Here is a 13854-nt window from a genome sequence, read left to right on the forward strand (position 1 = left end):
ATGATTGGCGGGGCACCGTCAGCGGCATCTATCGTCCTGCGCTATGACCATTCCGGCACCATATCTGCTGTACCTGGGCCATTCGGACGACGAATTCGGCCTGAAAACCTCGCGCGGCCTCGCCACGTTCCGACGCGAGGATTGCGTCGGCGAGTGGCGGCATGACGATTGCCCATTCAGTTTCGACCTGCCGCGGATGGACGCGGCGGCCGGGGCGGCGGCGGGCGCTCGCACGCTGGTGCTGGGCATCGCCAATGCGGGCGGACGCTTCCCCGAGTGGATGATGGCCGACGCGCTGGCGGCAATCGCGGCGGGGATGAACCTGGCCTGCGGGCTTCACCAGCGGCTGAAGGATGAGCCCCGGCTGGTCGAGGCGGCCAAGGCCGCTGGCGTGCAGCTGTTCGACATTCGTGATCCCCGGCCGGATCTTCCGGTCGGCAACGGCAAGAAGCGGGCGGGCAAGCGGCTGCTGACGGTGGGCACCGATTGTTCGGTCGGCAAGATGTACACCACCTTGTGCCTGCGCGATGCGCTGCGCGCGCGGGGGATCACCGCCGATTTCCGGGCGACCGGGCAGACCGGCATCCTGATCGCCGGCGACGGGGTGCCGCTCGACGCGGTGGTGGCCGATTTCATTGCGGGCGCGATCGAGGACCTGTCGCCGGCGCGCACCGACGATGGCTGGGACCTGATCGAGGGGCAGGGTTCGCTGTTCCACCCGGCGTTCGCCGGCGTCTCGACCGGGCTGCTGCATGGTGCGCAGCCGCAGGCGCTGGTGATGTGCCACGATCCGACCCGCCCGCACATGCGCGGCCTGCCGCATTATCCGCTGGTTGACCTTGCCGAGTGCATCGACGCGAACCTGCGCGTCGCGCGGCTGACCAGCCCGGCGGTGCGCTTCGTCGGGATTGCGCTGAACACCGCCAAGCTGGGCGAGGGCGAGGCCCGCGACCTGCTGGCCGCGACCAGCGAGGCGCATGGCCTGCCATGCACCGACCCGTTCCGCTTTGGTGCCGATCCGATCATCGACCATCTGCTGGCGACCGATGCGCCGAACGCTTGACGCCCGCCACGACGGCTTTCCGCTGCACACCCCGTTCCGCATCTCGCGCGGGGTGAAGACGGTCGCCGATGTGGTGACCGTCACGGTGCGCGAGGGCGAGCTGGTCGGGCGCGGCGAGGGCGTTCCCTATCCGCGTTATGGCGAGACGGTCGACGGATCGCTGGTGGCGATTGCCGGGATGCGCGCGCTGGTGGAGGCAGGCGCGTCCCGCGAGGAACTCGCCGCGGCGATGCCGGCTGGGGCGGCGCGCAATGCGATCGATTGCGCATTGTGGGACCTGGAAGCGAAGCGCGCGGGCACGAGCGTCGCCGCGCTGGCGGGATGCCGGGCGCCCGAGGCGCTGGCCTCCGCGATCACGATCGGGATCGATACGCCCGAGGCGATGGCGGCGGTGGCGCAGCGCCACACGTCGGTGCCGCTGCTGAAGGTGAAGCTGAACCGCGAGGAAGCGGAGGCGCAGCTGGCCGCCGTCCGCGCAGTCGCGCCGCTGCCGCGGCTGATCGTCGATCCCAATGAAAGCTGGCGCGTCGAGGATGTCGCGCGCTGGCAGGACATGTTGCTGGCGCACCGTGTCGACCTGCTCGAACAGCCGGTTCCGGCGGATGATGACGCCGGGCTGGAAGGGCTGGGCAGCCGGATCCCGATCTGCGCCGACGAGGCGCTGCATACCCGTGCGGACCTGCCGCGGCTGCGTGGCCGCTATGATTACGTCAACATCAAGCTCGACAAGACGGGCGGTCTGACCGAAGCGCTGGCGCTCGCCGATGCGGCGCTGGGGATGGGGTTTGGCCTGATGGTGGGGTGCATGGTGTCGTCGTCGCTAGGGATTGCACCTGCGATGCTGGTCGCGGAGCGCGCGTCGTTCGTCGATCTGGACGGGCCCTTGTGGCTGGCCGCTGATCGCGAAGGCGGGGTGCGTGACGAGGCCGGCTGGATGCAGCCGCCGGCGCCCGGTTTCTGGGGAACGCCCGCGTGACCATCCTGCGTGGATGGTTCGCGATAACTTTGTGGAAGCGGGTGGTGGCCGGGCTGGTGCTCGGCGCGCTGCTCGGCATGTTCTGGCCCGACGCGGCGCCGGCGGTGAAGATCGTCGGCGACCTGTTCGTCCGGCTGATCAAGATGCTGGTCGTCCCGGTGGTGCTGATCACCATCGCCGCGGGCATTGCCGGCCTGGGCGACCCGCGCCGGCTGGGGCCGATCGGCGGGCGCACCATCGGGCTGTTCGCGCTGACGACGCTGATCGCGGTGTCGCTGGGCATGGCGGTCGGCCTGCTGGTCCAGCCGGGCGAGGGGATCGCGCTGGCGAGCGTCGCGCCGCACGTACTGGGCGCGGCGGTGTCGCCAAGCGACCAGTTGCTGTCGATCGTGCCGGCCAACATCATCGAGGCGCTGGCCCGCGGCGACATGCTGGCGATCATCTTCACCGCCATCCTGCTGGGGATCGGCAGCGTGCTGGCGGGCGAGGCGGGCAAGCCGGTCGTCGCCTTGCTTCAGGGTCTGGCCGCGGTGCTGATGCATATCGTGCGGATCGTGATGGAAGTGACGCCGTTCGGTGTCTTCGCGCTGATCGCCAATGCGGTGGCGGCGAACGGCGCGGCGGTGTTCGTCAATGTAGGCTGGCTGGCGCTGTGCGTCATCGTCGCCTCGCTGGCGCAGATGCTGGTGGTGCATGCGGGGCTGATCGCGCTGGTCGCGCGGCTGCCGGTGGTGCGGTTCTTCCGCGGCATCGTCGACGCGCTGGCGATCGCATTCTCGACGGCATCCTCCTCCGCGACGCTGCCCGTGGCGCTGCGGGTGGCGCACGACAATCTGGGCGTGGCGCGGCCCGTCGCCTCAACGGTGCTGCCGCTGGGTGCGGCGATCGGCAAGGACGGGACGGCGATGTACGTCGGGCTGCTGGGTCAGTTCGCGCTTCAGGCGCTGGGCATCATTCCCGATGCGCAGATGCTGGTGGTGATGCTGGCGACGGGGGCGCTGGCGGCGTTTGGCACGGCGCCGGTGCCCTCCGCCTCGCTGTTCATGCTGGCGGCGATGCTGTCGGCGGTGGGCGTATCGCCCGAGCAGACCGCGCTGGTCGTCGGGCTGGTGCTGCCGTTCGACCGGCTGCTCGACATGACGCGCACCGTGCCGTCAGCCTCCGCCAATTTGACCGTCGCGACGCTGGTGGCGAAGGCCGAAGGCGCGCTGGACGAAGCCAGGTTCAGGGGGCGGGTGGTAGAGTGATGGCATCAGCGGTAGGACCTTGCCGGTGAACCTGCGCCATATCGAAATCTTCCATGCCGTGTACGTCAACGGCTCCGTCTCCGCCGCCGCGCGTGCGCTCAACGTGTCGCAGCCGTCCGTCTCCAAGACGCTGCGCCACGCCGAGACGCTGCTCGGCTTCGACCTGTTCCAGCGCACCGGCGGGCGTCTGGTCCCGACCGAGGACGCGCGCAACCTGTTTGCCGACGTCGCCGAGATCCAGGAGCGCGTCCGTGCGCTGCGCGAGGCGGGGCGCAACATGCGCAGCGGTGGTGGCGGGCGGCTGCGCATCTCCGCGCTGCCGAGCCTGGCGCTGGGCGTGCTGCCGATGGCGGTATCGCGCTTCCTGCAAAAGCACCCCAAGGTCCATTTCGACCTGCAGACCGTCCATCACGACGATCTGCTGCGCAAATTGTACGAGCGCGAGGCGGACATCGCGATCGCGAGCGAGCCGCCGCGCGGCGCGGCGCTGAACACCACCTGGCTGGGCGAGGGCGAACTGGTCGTGCTGTATCGCGAGGCCGACATGCCGGACGCGCCGGCGCGGGTGGAGTTGTCCGAGCTCACCGACCGCCCGTTCATCTCGCTGGCCGGAAGTGGCCCGATCGGGACGCTGCTGACCGACGAGCTCGACCGGCTGGGACTGGAACTGACCGAGGTGGTCGCGGCGCGCACCTTCTATATCGCCGCAGGTCTGGTGCGTGCGGGCGTGGGGGTGACCGTGGTCGACAGCTTCACCGCCGAAGCGTGGATGTGCCCCGGTCTCGCGATGCGGCCGCTGCGCCCGTCGCTGACGTTCGACCTCCATGCGATCCACTTGCTCGACCGGCCACCCTCGGCGCTGGCGAGCGAGTTCCTGGCGGTACTGAAAGAGGAGATTGACGCCGAATGATGCTCGTCCTGCTGCCGTTGCTGGCGATCGCCCACAGTCCTGCGGCTGCTGCGCCCCCCGTTGAGGCGCCGGTCGCCAGTGCGATCGCGCAGGCGGCACAGGGGACGCGGCTGGGGTTGCTGGTGGTCGACGAGGAAGGGCGCGAGGTGGTCGCGATCCGGCCCGACGAGCGATTTGTCCCGGCATCCAATACCAAGCTCTACACGACGGCGGCGGCCTTTGCCCTGCTGGAGACGAGCGGCGCGGACGAGGCGGCGGGCGCGAGCGTCCGGCTGGAGGATGGCGACGTGATCCTCAGCGGCGCGGGTGATGCGCGGCTGTCGAGCGCGGCAGATTGCACGCGCGATTGCCTGAAAGATCTGGCGGCAGCGGTGGCGCAGAAGACGCGGCGGGTGCGCCATGTGATCGGCGACGACACCGCGTTTCCCGACGAGCGTTGGCCGGCGGGGATGAGCTGGAACAACATGGTCGGGAAATATGGCACCGCCGTTTCCGCGCTGACCATCGACGACAATGAAGTGGCGCTGTCGGTCGCGCCGGGTGCGGTCGGCGGATCGGCAGTCGTGGCCGGCGACGGATATTTCACGATCGACAACCGGGTGATCACGGTGCCGGCCGGGGGCAAAAGGTCGATCAGCGCGACACGCCAGCCGGGCAGTGACCTGCTGCGGCTGACCGGAACGATCCCGGCCGGGACGGCGCCATACGAAATGCGGGTGGGGCTGGACGATCCGGCGCATCGCGCGGCGTGGCTGCTGTCCGGGCTACTCCGCGAGCAGGGCGTGACGGTGACCGGCGACGTGGCGGTGCGGCACCGCCCGTTGATGCCGGGCGATGATCCCGACGTTCGCGGCACCGCGCCGGCGGCACGCGCGCCGCAGCCGCAGGTGCTGGCCAAGCTGTCGCCGCCGCCGCTGAACGATGATTTGATCCACACCAACAAGGTGAGCCAGAACCTTCACACCGAATTGCTGCTGCGGCGCGTCGGCGCGGTGGAGGGCAGCGGATCGGTGGCGGACGGGCAGCGTGCGGTTCGCCGGGTGCTCGACCGGGCGGGGCTGTCGCCGTGGCAATATGACTTTGCCGACGGGTCGGGCATGTCGAACTACAACCGCGTGACGCCGCGCGGGACGGTGACCCTGCTGCGCTGGGGCGCGACGCAGAAATGGGGCCCGGCGTGGCGCGAGACCTTCCCGGTGGCGGGTGTCGATGGCACCTTGTCCAACCGCTTCAAGGGGACGCCGCTCGCCGGGCGGCTGTTCGCCAAGACCGGGACGCTGAACGCGTCAAACGCGCTGGCCGGTTACATGACCACGGCGAGCGGGCGCACGTTCACCTTTGCGGCCTATGCCAATGACATGCCGGGCGATGTCAGCGCGACCAAGGCGATCGACGCCGCGCTGGTGGCGGTGGCGGAAGCGAACTGATCGAATGGCCGGGGCGGGCAGCCCCGGCCGGATCCAACCCGGGATCAGGCGGCGTCGAAGGCGTCGATCAGTGCCTCACCCGTCTCGGGGCGGAGCGTGAAGATGCCGCTGTCGAAGTGGCGCGTCGGGTGGACGCGGTTGGTGAGCAAGGTCCAGGCGAGGCCGCGATCGAAATCGACCCACAGGCCGGTGCCCGTGAAGCCGGTGTGGCCGATCGTACCGGGCGAACAGGATTGCCCGCCCGACCAGCCGGGGAAGCGGATTTCCCAGCCCGCCGTGCGGTGTCCCTCCACCGGCGTCCTGATCGCGTCGAGCATCGCGGGGCTCGCGCCGGTGCCGTCGAGCAGGCCCTGTGCAAAATCGAGCACGCCGTCGATCGTGCCGAACAGGCCGGCATGGCCGATCGTGCCGCCCATGGCGGAGCAATTTTCGTCATGCACCTCGCCGACGAGGACGCGCCCGCGCCACTGGCAATATTCGGTCGCCACGGCGGGGCCCGGCGGTGGGCCCCAGCTGAGGCCGTTGCCGATCGGGAGGGCGTCGATCCCGGCGCCGGTCAGCCGCTCAAGCGCGATGCCCAGCAGGATGAAATTGATGTCGGAATAGACCGGCGGGCCGTGGCGCCATTCGCGCTGAAGCACGAAGGCGCGCAGGCGGGCGGGATCATCGCCGTACGTGTAGATCGGCTCCACCGCGGGCAGGAAGGTGCGGTGGACGAGACAGTCGCGGAAGGTGAGCCGCCGTTCGGGCGCGCCGGCGACGTCATATTGCCGCAGGTCCGGGATCGCGTCGGTCAACGGGCGATCGAGGTCGATCCGCCCTTCGTCGGCGAGGCGCAGGATGAAGCTGGTGGTGGCGATCACCTTCGTCAGCGAGGCGAGATCGAACCAATGGTCGCGGTTCAGCGCCTGTTCCACCGGCACCTTTTGCGCGGCGCCCGTCAGGCGGACAGCGCGTTCGCCGCTTGCCGTGACCAGCCCCAGCGCCGCGCCGGGGATCCGCCCTGATGCCACGGCCTCTGCGGCCGGGCGGAAGGCTTGTTCAACAACGGTATCGATCATGCGTCATCGTCCGGACGGGAATGGATGCGGGCGAGCGCGGGGAGGAACACGATGGTCACCACGCTGAGCGCGCCCGAGAGAAGGAAGAAATTGTCATAGCCGATCGCGCCGACGATCGTGCCGCCAGCGCCGGCGAGGAGGCGCGGGAGCATGAAGGCGAAGCCGGTGAGAAAGGCATATTGCGCGCCGGCGAAGCGCGGATTGACCAGCAGCGACAGGTACACGACGAAGACGGTGCCTGCGAAGCCGTTGCCGAACTGGTCAAGGCCGGTCGCGACGTAGAGCAGCACCTCATCCACCGGTTGCTGCGCCAGCCATACGAAGGCGAAGTTGCCGATGCCCGCGAGCAGCGCGCCGACCGCCAGCGCCCATGTCATGCTCCAGCGGGTGACAAGCCAGCCGGCGAGGCCGACGCCGACGATGCTGGAAAGCAGTGCGACGAGGCTGTCCGCGCGGCCGATCTGGGTGAGCGAATAGCCCAGATCCTTGATCATCGGCTTTGACAGGTTGAGCGCGAGGACGTCGCCCATTCGGTAGAGCGAGACGAACGCCATCAGCACCAGCGCGCCGAAGCCGAAGCGCCAGAAGAAGTTGACAAACGGGCCGAGCGCGACCGAGCGACGCAAGGCAGAGGTGGGCGGCGCGCGGCGGATGCGCGGGAGCGCCGCCGCCATCGCGAGGAAGGGCAACATGCACAGGCCGAGCACCCAGGGGGTGACGTTGGAGCCGGCGTCGATGCCTGCCCCTTCCGCGGCGCGCAGGATCACCCAGCCGACCGCCATGGTGGCCACGGTGGTCAGCGCCAGGATGATGACGCTCGCCAGGATGCCGGTTGCGAGCGAGGTGACCCGCTCCACGTCGCGATCATCCGCGCCTCGCATCGCGGCGAGCACAGGGAAGGGCAGGAAAGCGGCGAGCGCGATGGCGAGATAGGCGAGCGTCCAGCCGCTCCAGTCCGCGAGCAGCAGCGCGCCGCTTCCGGCCGCGACCATCGCGCTGCGATATCCCCACAGGTTGGCGGCGACGATCGGCCCCTGTTCGTCCTGCGATGGAAACAGCTCGATACGCCAGGCGTCGGCGGCGATTTCGAGCGTGGTGGTCCAGAAGGCGAGCAGCACCGCGAACAGGGCGGTGACCGCCAGGCTGCCGTCGCCGGCGGTCAACGCCATGCCGAGCATCGAGGCGAAAATGCCGAGCTGCGCCAGCATCAGCCAGCCGCGCCGCTTGCCATAGAAGCGCGAGAAGCCGGGGACGGCATAGCGATCGAGCAACGGCGCCCAGACAAACTTCAGCGTCGGCAGAAGCTGCACCCAGGCGAAGAAGCCGATCACCGCCAGCGCCACGCCATGCGCCTGCAAGCGCAGCGCGAGCACGGTGGAGAACATGTAGAAGGGCAGGCCAGCGGCAAAGCCCAGCAGCCCGTACAACGCCATGCCGCGCCGGTTGACGGGCGCGCGGGTAATGTCGGCTTGGTCGGGCGCCGCAGCGGCGGCGATATGCGTCATGGCGGGATCGTTCTACGCGACGGCGCTCGCGTCAATCCCGCGACACGCCCGATAGGCGGGCTGCATCACTGGCGGTTATACCGGCGGGGTCAAAGGGAATGGGCCCTCGTGCCCCGGGAGAGACACATTGCCCGCCATGGTAAAATGGTATCTCGGCATCGATGCGGGCGGCAGTCATTGCCGCGCGCGGTTGGTGGATCCGACCGGACGGGTGGTCGGCACGGGTCACAGCGGCCCGGCCAGCACGCGCCTTGGCATGGAGGCGGTGCGCGCCGCGCTTGAAGAGGTCATCGACCAGGCGATGGCGGCGGCGGGACTGACCGGCGAGGCGCGCGCCGATGTGGCGGCAGGGGTCGGCATCGCGGGGATATCCCGATCGGGCAGCGAGGCCGCGCTCCAGGCGATGCCGCTTGGCCTGGGCCAGGTCGCCTGGACGTCCGACGCGGTAATCGCGAATATCGGTGCGCATGACGGGGGCGACGGCGCGACGCTGATCCTGGGCACTGGCAGCATCGCTCAGCTTCGCGTCGGTGGGGAGGATTCCTCGATCGGCGGATATGGCTTTCCGATTTCAGACGAGGGGAGCGGCGCGGCGCTGGGCCTGTCGGCGATGCGCCATGCGTTGCGCGCGCTGGACGGGCGCAGCGAGCGTACGCCGCTGACCCGTGCGATCACCGCGCGCTTCGACGAAGCGATCCCGCGCGCGATCGCCTGGATGGATCAGGCGGGGCCGGCAGATTACGCCGCGCTGGCGCCGATCGTGATCGACTATGCCGAGCGGGACGATGCGATTGCGCGGTCGATCGTGACCGATGCGGTGGGGCATGTGGAGTGTTTCATCGACACGATCTTTGCGCGTGGCGCGCCCGCCTGCGCGCTGCTCGGCGGGCTTGCCCCGCATCTTCGTCCGTGGCTGCGCGAGCGCACGTCCGCCAGACTGAGCGAGCCGAAGGGAGATGCATTGCACGGGGCGTTGCGGCTGGCGGGCTTTGCCGGTGTCTGGGCGGAGGAGCGTCAATCGTGAGTACCGAAACCGCCGATCCCCGTTACACCGCGATCGATCGCTGGCCGGCGACGAGCGCCGTCGAGGCGATGCTGGAGGGGCAGTTGGCCGCGGTTGCGGCGCTGAAGAGCCAGGTGGCGGCGATTGCTGCCGCGGCGGATGCCGCCGCCCGGCGGCTCGGCGATCACGGGCGGCTGATCTACGCGGGGGCGGGCACGTCGGGCCGGGTGGCCGTGCAGGACGGCGTGGAGCTGTACCCGACCTACAACTGGCCGCGCGAGCGGCTGCTGTTCCTGATGGCGGGTGGCACGCGCGCGCTGATCGAGAGCGCCGAAGGGGCGGAGGATGATCCAGAGAAGGCGCGTGACGCCGTCGCCGCCGCCTCGCTGACGCGCGAGGACGTGGTGATCGGCGTCGCGGCGAGCGGGCGCACCCCCTATACGCTGGCGGTGATCGAGGCCGCGCGGGCAGCGGGCGCGATGACCGTCGGGATCGCCAACAATGCCGGTGCGCCGCTGCTGACCGCCGCAGAACATGCCATCCTGGCGGATACGGGAAGCGAGATTGTCGCCGGGTCGACGCGCATGAAGGCGGGCACGGCGCAGAAGGCGGCGCTCAACATGTTCTCGACCACGATCATGGTGTGCCGCGGGCTGGTCCATGCCGGGTTGATGGTCAACATGCGCGTGTCCAACGCCAAGCTGCGCGCCCGGGCGGAGCGGATGATCATGACGATCGCCGGGGTTGGGGCGGAAGCGGCGCGCGATTCACTCGCCGCTGGCGGGGACGATGTACGGCGCGCGGTGCTGATCGCGCGCGGCGCGACCGCGGCGGACGCAGCGGCGTTGCTGGCACGTCATGGTGGCAATCTGTCCGACGCGTTGGAGGCGATGCGGGGCTAGCGCGGGTCGGCGCTGCCCGGAAGCGCCACCGGATAGGGGGTCAGCGTGGCGCGGTTCTCGTCCGCGGCGACTGCGCGGCCGATCATCGGGAAGGCGCGCTGCGGGCAGGCGGTGCGCTCGCACACCTTGCACGCGACGCCGATCGGGGTGGCGGCGGACGGATCGCTGAGGTCGAAACCGCGCGAATAGACCAGCCGATGCGCGTGGCGGATGTCGCAGCCGAGCGCGATGGCGAAGGTCTTGCCCGGTTCGCCAAAGGCGCCGGCGGTGCGGCGGACGGTGCGCGCGACCCACAGGTACGTGCGGCCATCGGGCATTTGCGCGACCTGACGCAGCACGCGGCCGGGCTGGGCGAACGCCTCATACACTTTCCACAAGGGGCAGCTGCCGCCGACGCGCGAGAAGTGGAAGTCGGTCGCCGACTGCCGCTTGGAGATGTTGCCCGCGCGATCGACGCGGATGAAGAAGAAGGGGACGCCGCGCGCCTCGGGACGCTGGAGCGTCGAAAGACGGTGGCAGATCGTCTCAAACCCGACGCCGAAATGCCGACCCAGCCGCTCGATATCATAGGCCTGCGCCTCCGCGGTGGCGAGGAAGTCGGCATAGGGGAGGAGCAGCGCGCCGGCGAAGTAATTGGCGAGGCCGATCCGCGCGAGGCGGCGTGCCTCGCTGCCGGTGAGGACGGGGCTGCTGGCGAGATCGTCGATGAGGTCGCCGACCTCAAGGAAGGCCAACTGGGTCGCCATCTGGAACGCCTGCTGCCCGGCCCGCAGGTCGGGTGAAATGTGGAGGATGCGGGTGTCGGGATCGTAGCGGCGCTGCACCGAGCCGGGCTGGGCATGGACGACGCGGATGTCGTGCAGCCGCTGGAGCCGCTCGATCAGCCCGGAATGAACCATGCGCGGGGCGAAACCGGCCTCGCGATAGAGGCGCTCGGCCGCCTGGTCGAGCGGTTCGATATGGTTGTTATGCGCGTGGAAGAATTCGCGCACCTGTTCGAAGGGCATCCGTGCCGAGCCGCCGGCAAGCCATTGGTTGCCGAGCTGATCGGCCATCGCCTCGGTCCGTTCGATCATCTCGCGGTGGCGGCGCTGGAGCCCGATCAGGGTCCGTGCGACCGCAGGCATGTTGGTGGCGAGTTCGCGGATTTCGGCGAGCGAGATCGGCTCGGGCGCCTCGGCGAGGCTGTCGCGCAGTTCGGTGATGAGGCGGGCTTCCTCATCCTCGGAGAAAAGCTGCACGTCGATGCCGAAGACGGCGTTGATCTTCAGCAGCACCGGCATGGTGAGCGGGCGCTGGTTCTGCTCGATCTGATTGAGGTAGCTGGTCGAGATCCCCAGCGCATGGGCGAGCTCGACCTGCTTCAGCCGACGTTCCTCGCGCAGCCGCCGCAGCCGCACGCCCATGAAGGTTTTCCGCATGTGCGCCTTTGCACCTTTCGCATCCAGCGGCCGGCGGGGAGCCAGCGTTACCGGATGGGGAGCTTAGCGCCTTGCGGATGTTGCGAAAAGGCAGGTGTCTGCCCGGCCGGCGCGTGGCCAGCCGGGTGGACGAGAGGGATCAGCCCTCCTGCGGCATCACCGGCACCACCGTCTTGATGATGCTGGCGTCGAGTTCCTCGAAATCGTGCAGGCCGATCGTGTCGTACAGCTCCTGACGGGTCTGCATCCGGTCGACGTACTTGTGCGTGCCGCCATGTTCCTTGATCGAGGCGTAGAGCTCTGCCTGCGCCTTGTTGGCGACGCGCAAGCTGGAAACCGGCCAGATCACCATCTTGTAGCCCATCTCCTCGAATTCCTTCGCGGTGTAGAAGGGCGTCTTGCCGAATTCGGTCATGTTGGCGAGCAGCGGCACGTTCGGCATCGCCTTGGCGAACTTCTCGAACATCTCGCGGGTGTTGAGCGCCTCGGGGAAGATTGCGTCGGCGCCGGCGTCGACATACATCTTGGCGCGCTCGACGGCGGCGTCGAAGCCCTCAACGCCGGCGGCGTCGGTGCGGGCGACGATGACGATGTCGCGTGCGGCCTTCTTCGCGGCGGCAACCTTGGTCGCCATGTCCATCGCCGAGACGAGGTTCTTGCCGTTCAGGTGGCCGCACTTCTTCGGCAGGATCTGGTCCTCGAGGTGGACGGCGCCGGCGCCGGCATCCTCGAAGGTGCGCACCATGTGCATGACGTTGAGCGCTTCGCCATAGCCGGTGTCGCCGTCGACGAGCAGCGGCAGGCCCGACGAGCGGACGATCTGGCGGATGAAGAAGGCGACTTCATCGACGGTGATGATGCCGAGATCAGGGAGGCCCATCGAGGCGGTCATCGCCGCGCCCGAGAGGTACAGGCCGTCGAAGCCGGCGTTGCGCGCCTGGATCGCGGCCTGGCCGTTGTGCGCGCCGGGCAGCTGGAAGATGCCGGGACGCTCAAGGCCGGCGCGGAAGCGCTTGCCGGCGGATTCGGTGGGGAGGTCGGAGGCGAGGAGGTAAGGCATTGTCGGTCCTTGTTTATTCGACGTCTGATTTGGGTACGCTTTCGCGCTTTTGCAGCTTGGCGCGGCCATTTCTGACGCTGGCCGCGCCTCCGATCCTCTCACTTCGTCAGCGGGCGCTTACTTGCGCTCGGCCAGCGGCACCCACTGGAGATCTTCCGGGCCGGTGTAATTGGCCGACGGGCGGATGATCTTATTGTCTTCGCGCTGCTCGATGACGTGCGCCGCCCAGCCCGAGGTACGGGCGATGACGAACAGCGGAGTGAACATCGCGGTGGGGACGCCCATCATGTGATAGGAGACGGCCGAGAACCAATCGAGGTTCGGGAACATCTTCTTCACTTCCATCATCACCGCCTCGAGGCGATCGGCGATGTCGTACATCTTGGTCGAGCCGGCCTCGTCCGACAGCTTCTTGGCGACGCGCTTGATGACGACGTTGCGCGGATCGCTGATCGTATAGACGGGGTGGCCGAAGCCGATGATGACTTCCTTGGCTTCCATCCGCTTGCGGATGTCAGCCTCTGCCTCGTCCGGGTTCTGGTAGCGCTTCTGGATCTCGAAGGCGACTTCGTTGGCACCGCCGTGCTTGGGACCGCGCAGCGCGCCGATCGCGCCGGTGATGCACGAATGCATGTCCGACCCGGTGCCGGCGATCACGCGGCTGGTGAAGGTCGAGGCGTTGAACTCATGCTCGGCATAGAGGATCAGCGAGGTGTGCATCGCCTGCACCCAGCTCTCGGACGGCTTCTCGCCGTGAAGCAGGTGGAGGAAGTGGCCGCCGATCGATTCATCGTCGGTCTCGACCTCGATCTCCACGCCGTTGTTCGACAGGTGATACCAATAGAGCAGCATCGAGCCGAGGCTGGCCATCAGCCGGTCGGCGATGTCGCGCGCGCCCGGTGCGTTGTGATCGTCCTTCTCCGGCAGCGCGCAGCCGAGCGCCGAGACGCCGGTGCGCATCACGTCCATCGGGTGAGCGGCGGCGGGGAGGGCGGCGAGCGCCTCCTTCACGGCGAGCGGCAGGCCGCGCAGCGCCTTCAGCTTCGCCTTGTACGCCTTGAGCTCGGCCGCATTGGGCAGCCAGCCGTGGACGAGGAGGTGGGCGATTTCCTCGAACTCCGCCGTCTCGGCGAAATCGAGGATGTCATAGCCGCGATAATGCAGGTCGTTGCCGGTGCGTCCGACGGTGCACAGGGCGGTGTTGCCGGCGGTGACGCCGGACAGGGCCACGGACTTCTTCGGCTTGAAGGTGGGAGCGGTGGCGGTGTCGGTCATGCTC

General features: G+C 68.8%; 12 protein-coding genes. 7 read left to right on the forward strand and 5 right to left on the reverse strand.

The window, feature by feature from the left end:
• The first annotated feature begins 43 nt into the window (after positions 1 to 43).
• From dgcN to dacB, 5 genes are read left to right on the forward strand one after another with little or no spacing between them, the layout of a single operon-like run.
• Complete coding sequence (dgcN, locus tag XM50_RS13290; protein WP_046410168.1) at positions 44 to 1063, forward strand: N-acetyltransferase DgcN; 1020 nt, start codon at positions 44 to 46, stop codon at positions 1061 to 1063.
• Entirely contained in the window at positions 1047 to 2039 is a 993-nt protein-coding gene (dgcA, locus tag XM50_RS13295; RefSeq protein ID WP_046410169.1) for an N-acetyl-D-Glu racemase DgcA, read from the forward strand. Before dgcN ends, dgcA begins: the two co-directional genes overlap by 17 nt.
• A complete protein-coding gene (locus XM50_RS13300; RefSeq protein ID WP_046410171.1) occupies positions 2036 to 3286 on the forward strand; it encodes a dicarboxylate/amino acid:cation symporter in 1251 nt (416 codons plus the stop codon). Before dgcA ends, XM50_RS13300 begins: the two co-directional genes overlap by 4 nt.
• A 25-nt stretch (positions 3287 to 3311) precedes the next feature.
• The gene (locus XM50_RS13305; RefSeq protein WP_046410172.1) at positions 3312 to 4196 is read left to right on the forward strand and encodes a LysR family transcriptional regulator; all 885 of its coding nucleotides are present in this window, start codon (positions 3312 to 3314) and stop codon (positions 4194 to 4196) included.
• Complete coding sequence (dacB, locus tag XM50_RS13310) at positions 4193 to 5623, forward strand: D-alanyl-D-alanine carboxypeptidase/D-alanyl-D-alanine endopeptidase (protein ID WP_331386569.1); 1431 nt, start codon at positions 4193 to 4195, stop codon at positions 5621 to 5623. Before XM50_RS13305 ends, dacB begins: the two co-directional genes overlap by 4 nt.
• Positions 5624 to 5667: 44 nt before the next feature.
• Here dacB and XM50_RS13315 read toward each other — a convergent pair whose 3' ends face one another.
• Entirely contained in the window at positions 5668 to 6684 is a 1017-nt protein-coding gene (locus XM50_RS13315; protein ID WP_046410174.1) for a serine hydrolase domain-containing protein, read from the reverse strand.
• Positions 6681 to 8189, reverse strand: a complete 1509-nt coding sequence (locus tag XM50_RS13320) for a permease (protein ID WP_231621975.1) — start codon at positions 8187 to 8189, stop codon at positions 6681 to 6683. Before XM50_RS13320 ends, XM50_RS13315 begins: the two co-directional genes overlap by 4 nt.
• A 136-nt stretch (positions 8190 to 8325) precedes the next feature.
• On the opposite strand from XM50_RS13320, the gene XM50_RS13325 reads away from it, so the two are divergent.
• Both XM50_RS13325 and XM50_RS13330 read left to right on the forward strand, forming a co-directional pair.
• Positions 8326 to 9213, forward strand: coding sequence for a BadF/BadG/BcrA/BcrD ATPase family protein (locus XM50_RS13325; RefSeq protein WP_046410175.1), 888 nt, complete (start codon positions 8326 to 8328; stop codon positions 9211 to 9213).
• The gene (locus XM50_RS13330; protein WP_197075555.1) at positions 9210 to 10094 is read left to right on the forward strand and encodes an N-acetylmuramic acid 6-phosphate etherase; all 885 of its coding nucleotides are present in this window, start codon (positions 9210 to 9212) and stop codon (positions 10092 to 10094) included. Before XM50_RS13325 ends, XM50_RS13330 begins: the two co-directional genes overlap by 4 nt.
• On the opposite strand, the gene XM50_RS13335 is transcribed toward XM50_RS13330, so the two are convergent.
• From XM50_RS13335 to prpC, 3 genes are all read right to left on the reverse strand, one after another.
• Positions 10091 to 11515: a short-chain fatty acyl-CoA regulator family protein gene (locus tag XM50_RS13335; protein WP_046410177.1), complete on the reverse strand. Its 1425-nt coding sequence runs from the start codon at positions 11513 to 11515 to the stop codon at positions 10091 to 10093. The two genes, XM50_RS13330 and XM50_RS13335, sit on opposite strands and share 4 nt — an antisense overlap.
• 139 nt (positions 11516 to 11654) lie before the next feature.
• Complete coding sequence (gene prpB / locus XM50_RS13340) at positions 11655 to 12575, reverse strand: methylisocitrate lyase (protein WP_046410178.1); 921 nt, start codon at positions 12573 to 12575, stop codon at positions 11655 to 11657.
• A 117-nt stretch (positions 12576 to 12692) separates the two neighbouring features.
• Positions 12693 to 13850 (reverse strand): bifunctional 2-methylcitrate synthase/citrate synthase, encoded by a 1158-nt coding sequence (gene prpC / locus XM50_RS13345; RefSeq protein WP_046410180.1) that lies wholly within the window; start codon positions 13848 to 13850, stop codon positions 12693 to 12695.
• Between the last annotated feature and the right edge of the window lie 4 nt (positions 13851 to 13854).

This window comes from Sphingomonas sp. Ag1, from assembly GCF_000980895.1.
Lineage (GTDB): Bacteria > Pseudomonadota > Alphaproteobacteria > Sphingomonadales > Sphingomonadaceae > Sphingomonas > Sphingomonas panaciterrae.

Excerpts from the sequence above, each read along its gene's own strand:
- dgcN (WP_046410168.1), top strand. The coding sequence starts at position 44 with ATGACCATTCCGGCACCATATCTGCTGTACCTGGGCCATTCGGACGAC.
- dgcA (WP_046410169.1), top strand. The coding sequence starts at position 1,047 with ATGCGCCGAACGCTTGACGCCCGCCACGACGGCTTTCCGCTGCACACC.
- dacB (WP_331386569.1), top strand. The coding sequence starts at position 4,193 with ATGATGCTCGTCCTGCTGCCGTTGCTGGCGATCGCCCACAGTCCTGCG.
- XM50_RS13315 (WP_046410174.1), bottom strand. The coding sequence starts at position 6,684 with ATGATCGATACCGTTGTTGAACAAGCCTTCCGCCCGGCCGCAGAGGCC.
- XM50_RS13320 (WP_231621975.1), bottom strand. The coding sequence starts at position 8,189 with ATGACGCATATCGCCGCCGCTGCGGCGCCCGACCAAGCCGACATTACC.
- XM50_RS13325 (WP_046410175.1), top strand. The coding sequence starts at position 8,326 with ATGGTAAAATGGTATCTCGGCATCGATGCGGGCGGCAGTCATTGCCGC.
- XM50_RS13335 (WP_046410177.1), bottom strand. The coding sequence starts at position 11,515 with ATGCGGAAAACCTTCATGGGCGTGCGGCTGCGGCGGCTGCGCGAGGAA.
- prpB (WP_046410178.1), bottom strand. The coding sequence starts at position 12,575 with ATGCCTTACCTCCTCGCCTCCGACCTCCCCACCGAATCCGCCGGCAAG.
- prpC (WP_046410180.1), bottom strand. The coding sequence starts at position 13,850 with ATGACCGACACCGCCACCGCTCCCACCTTCAAGCCGAAGAAGTCCGTG.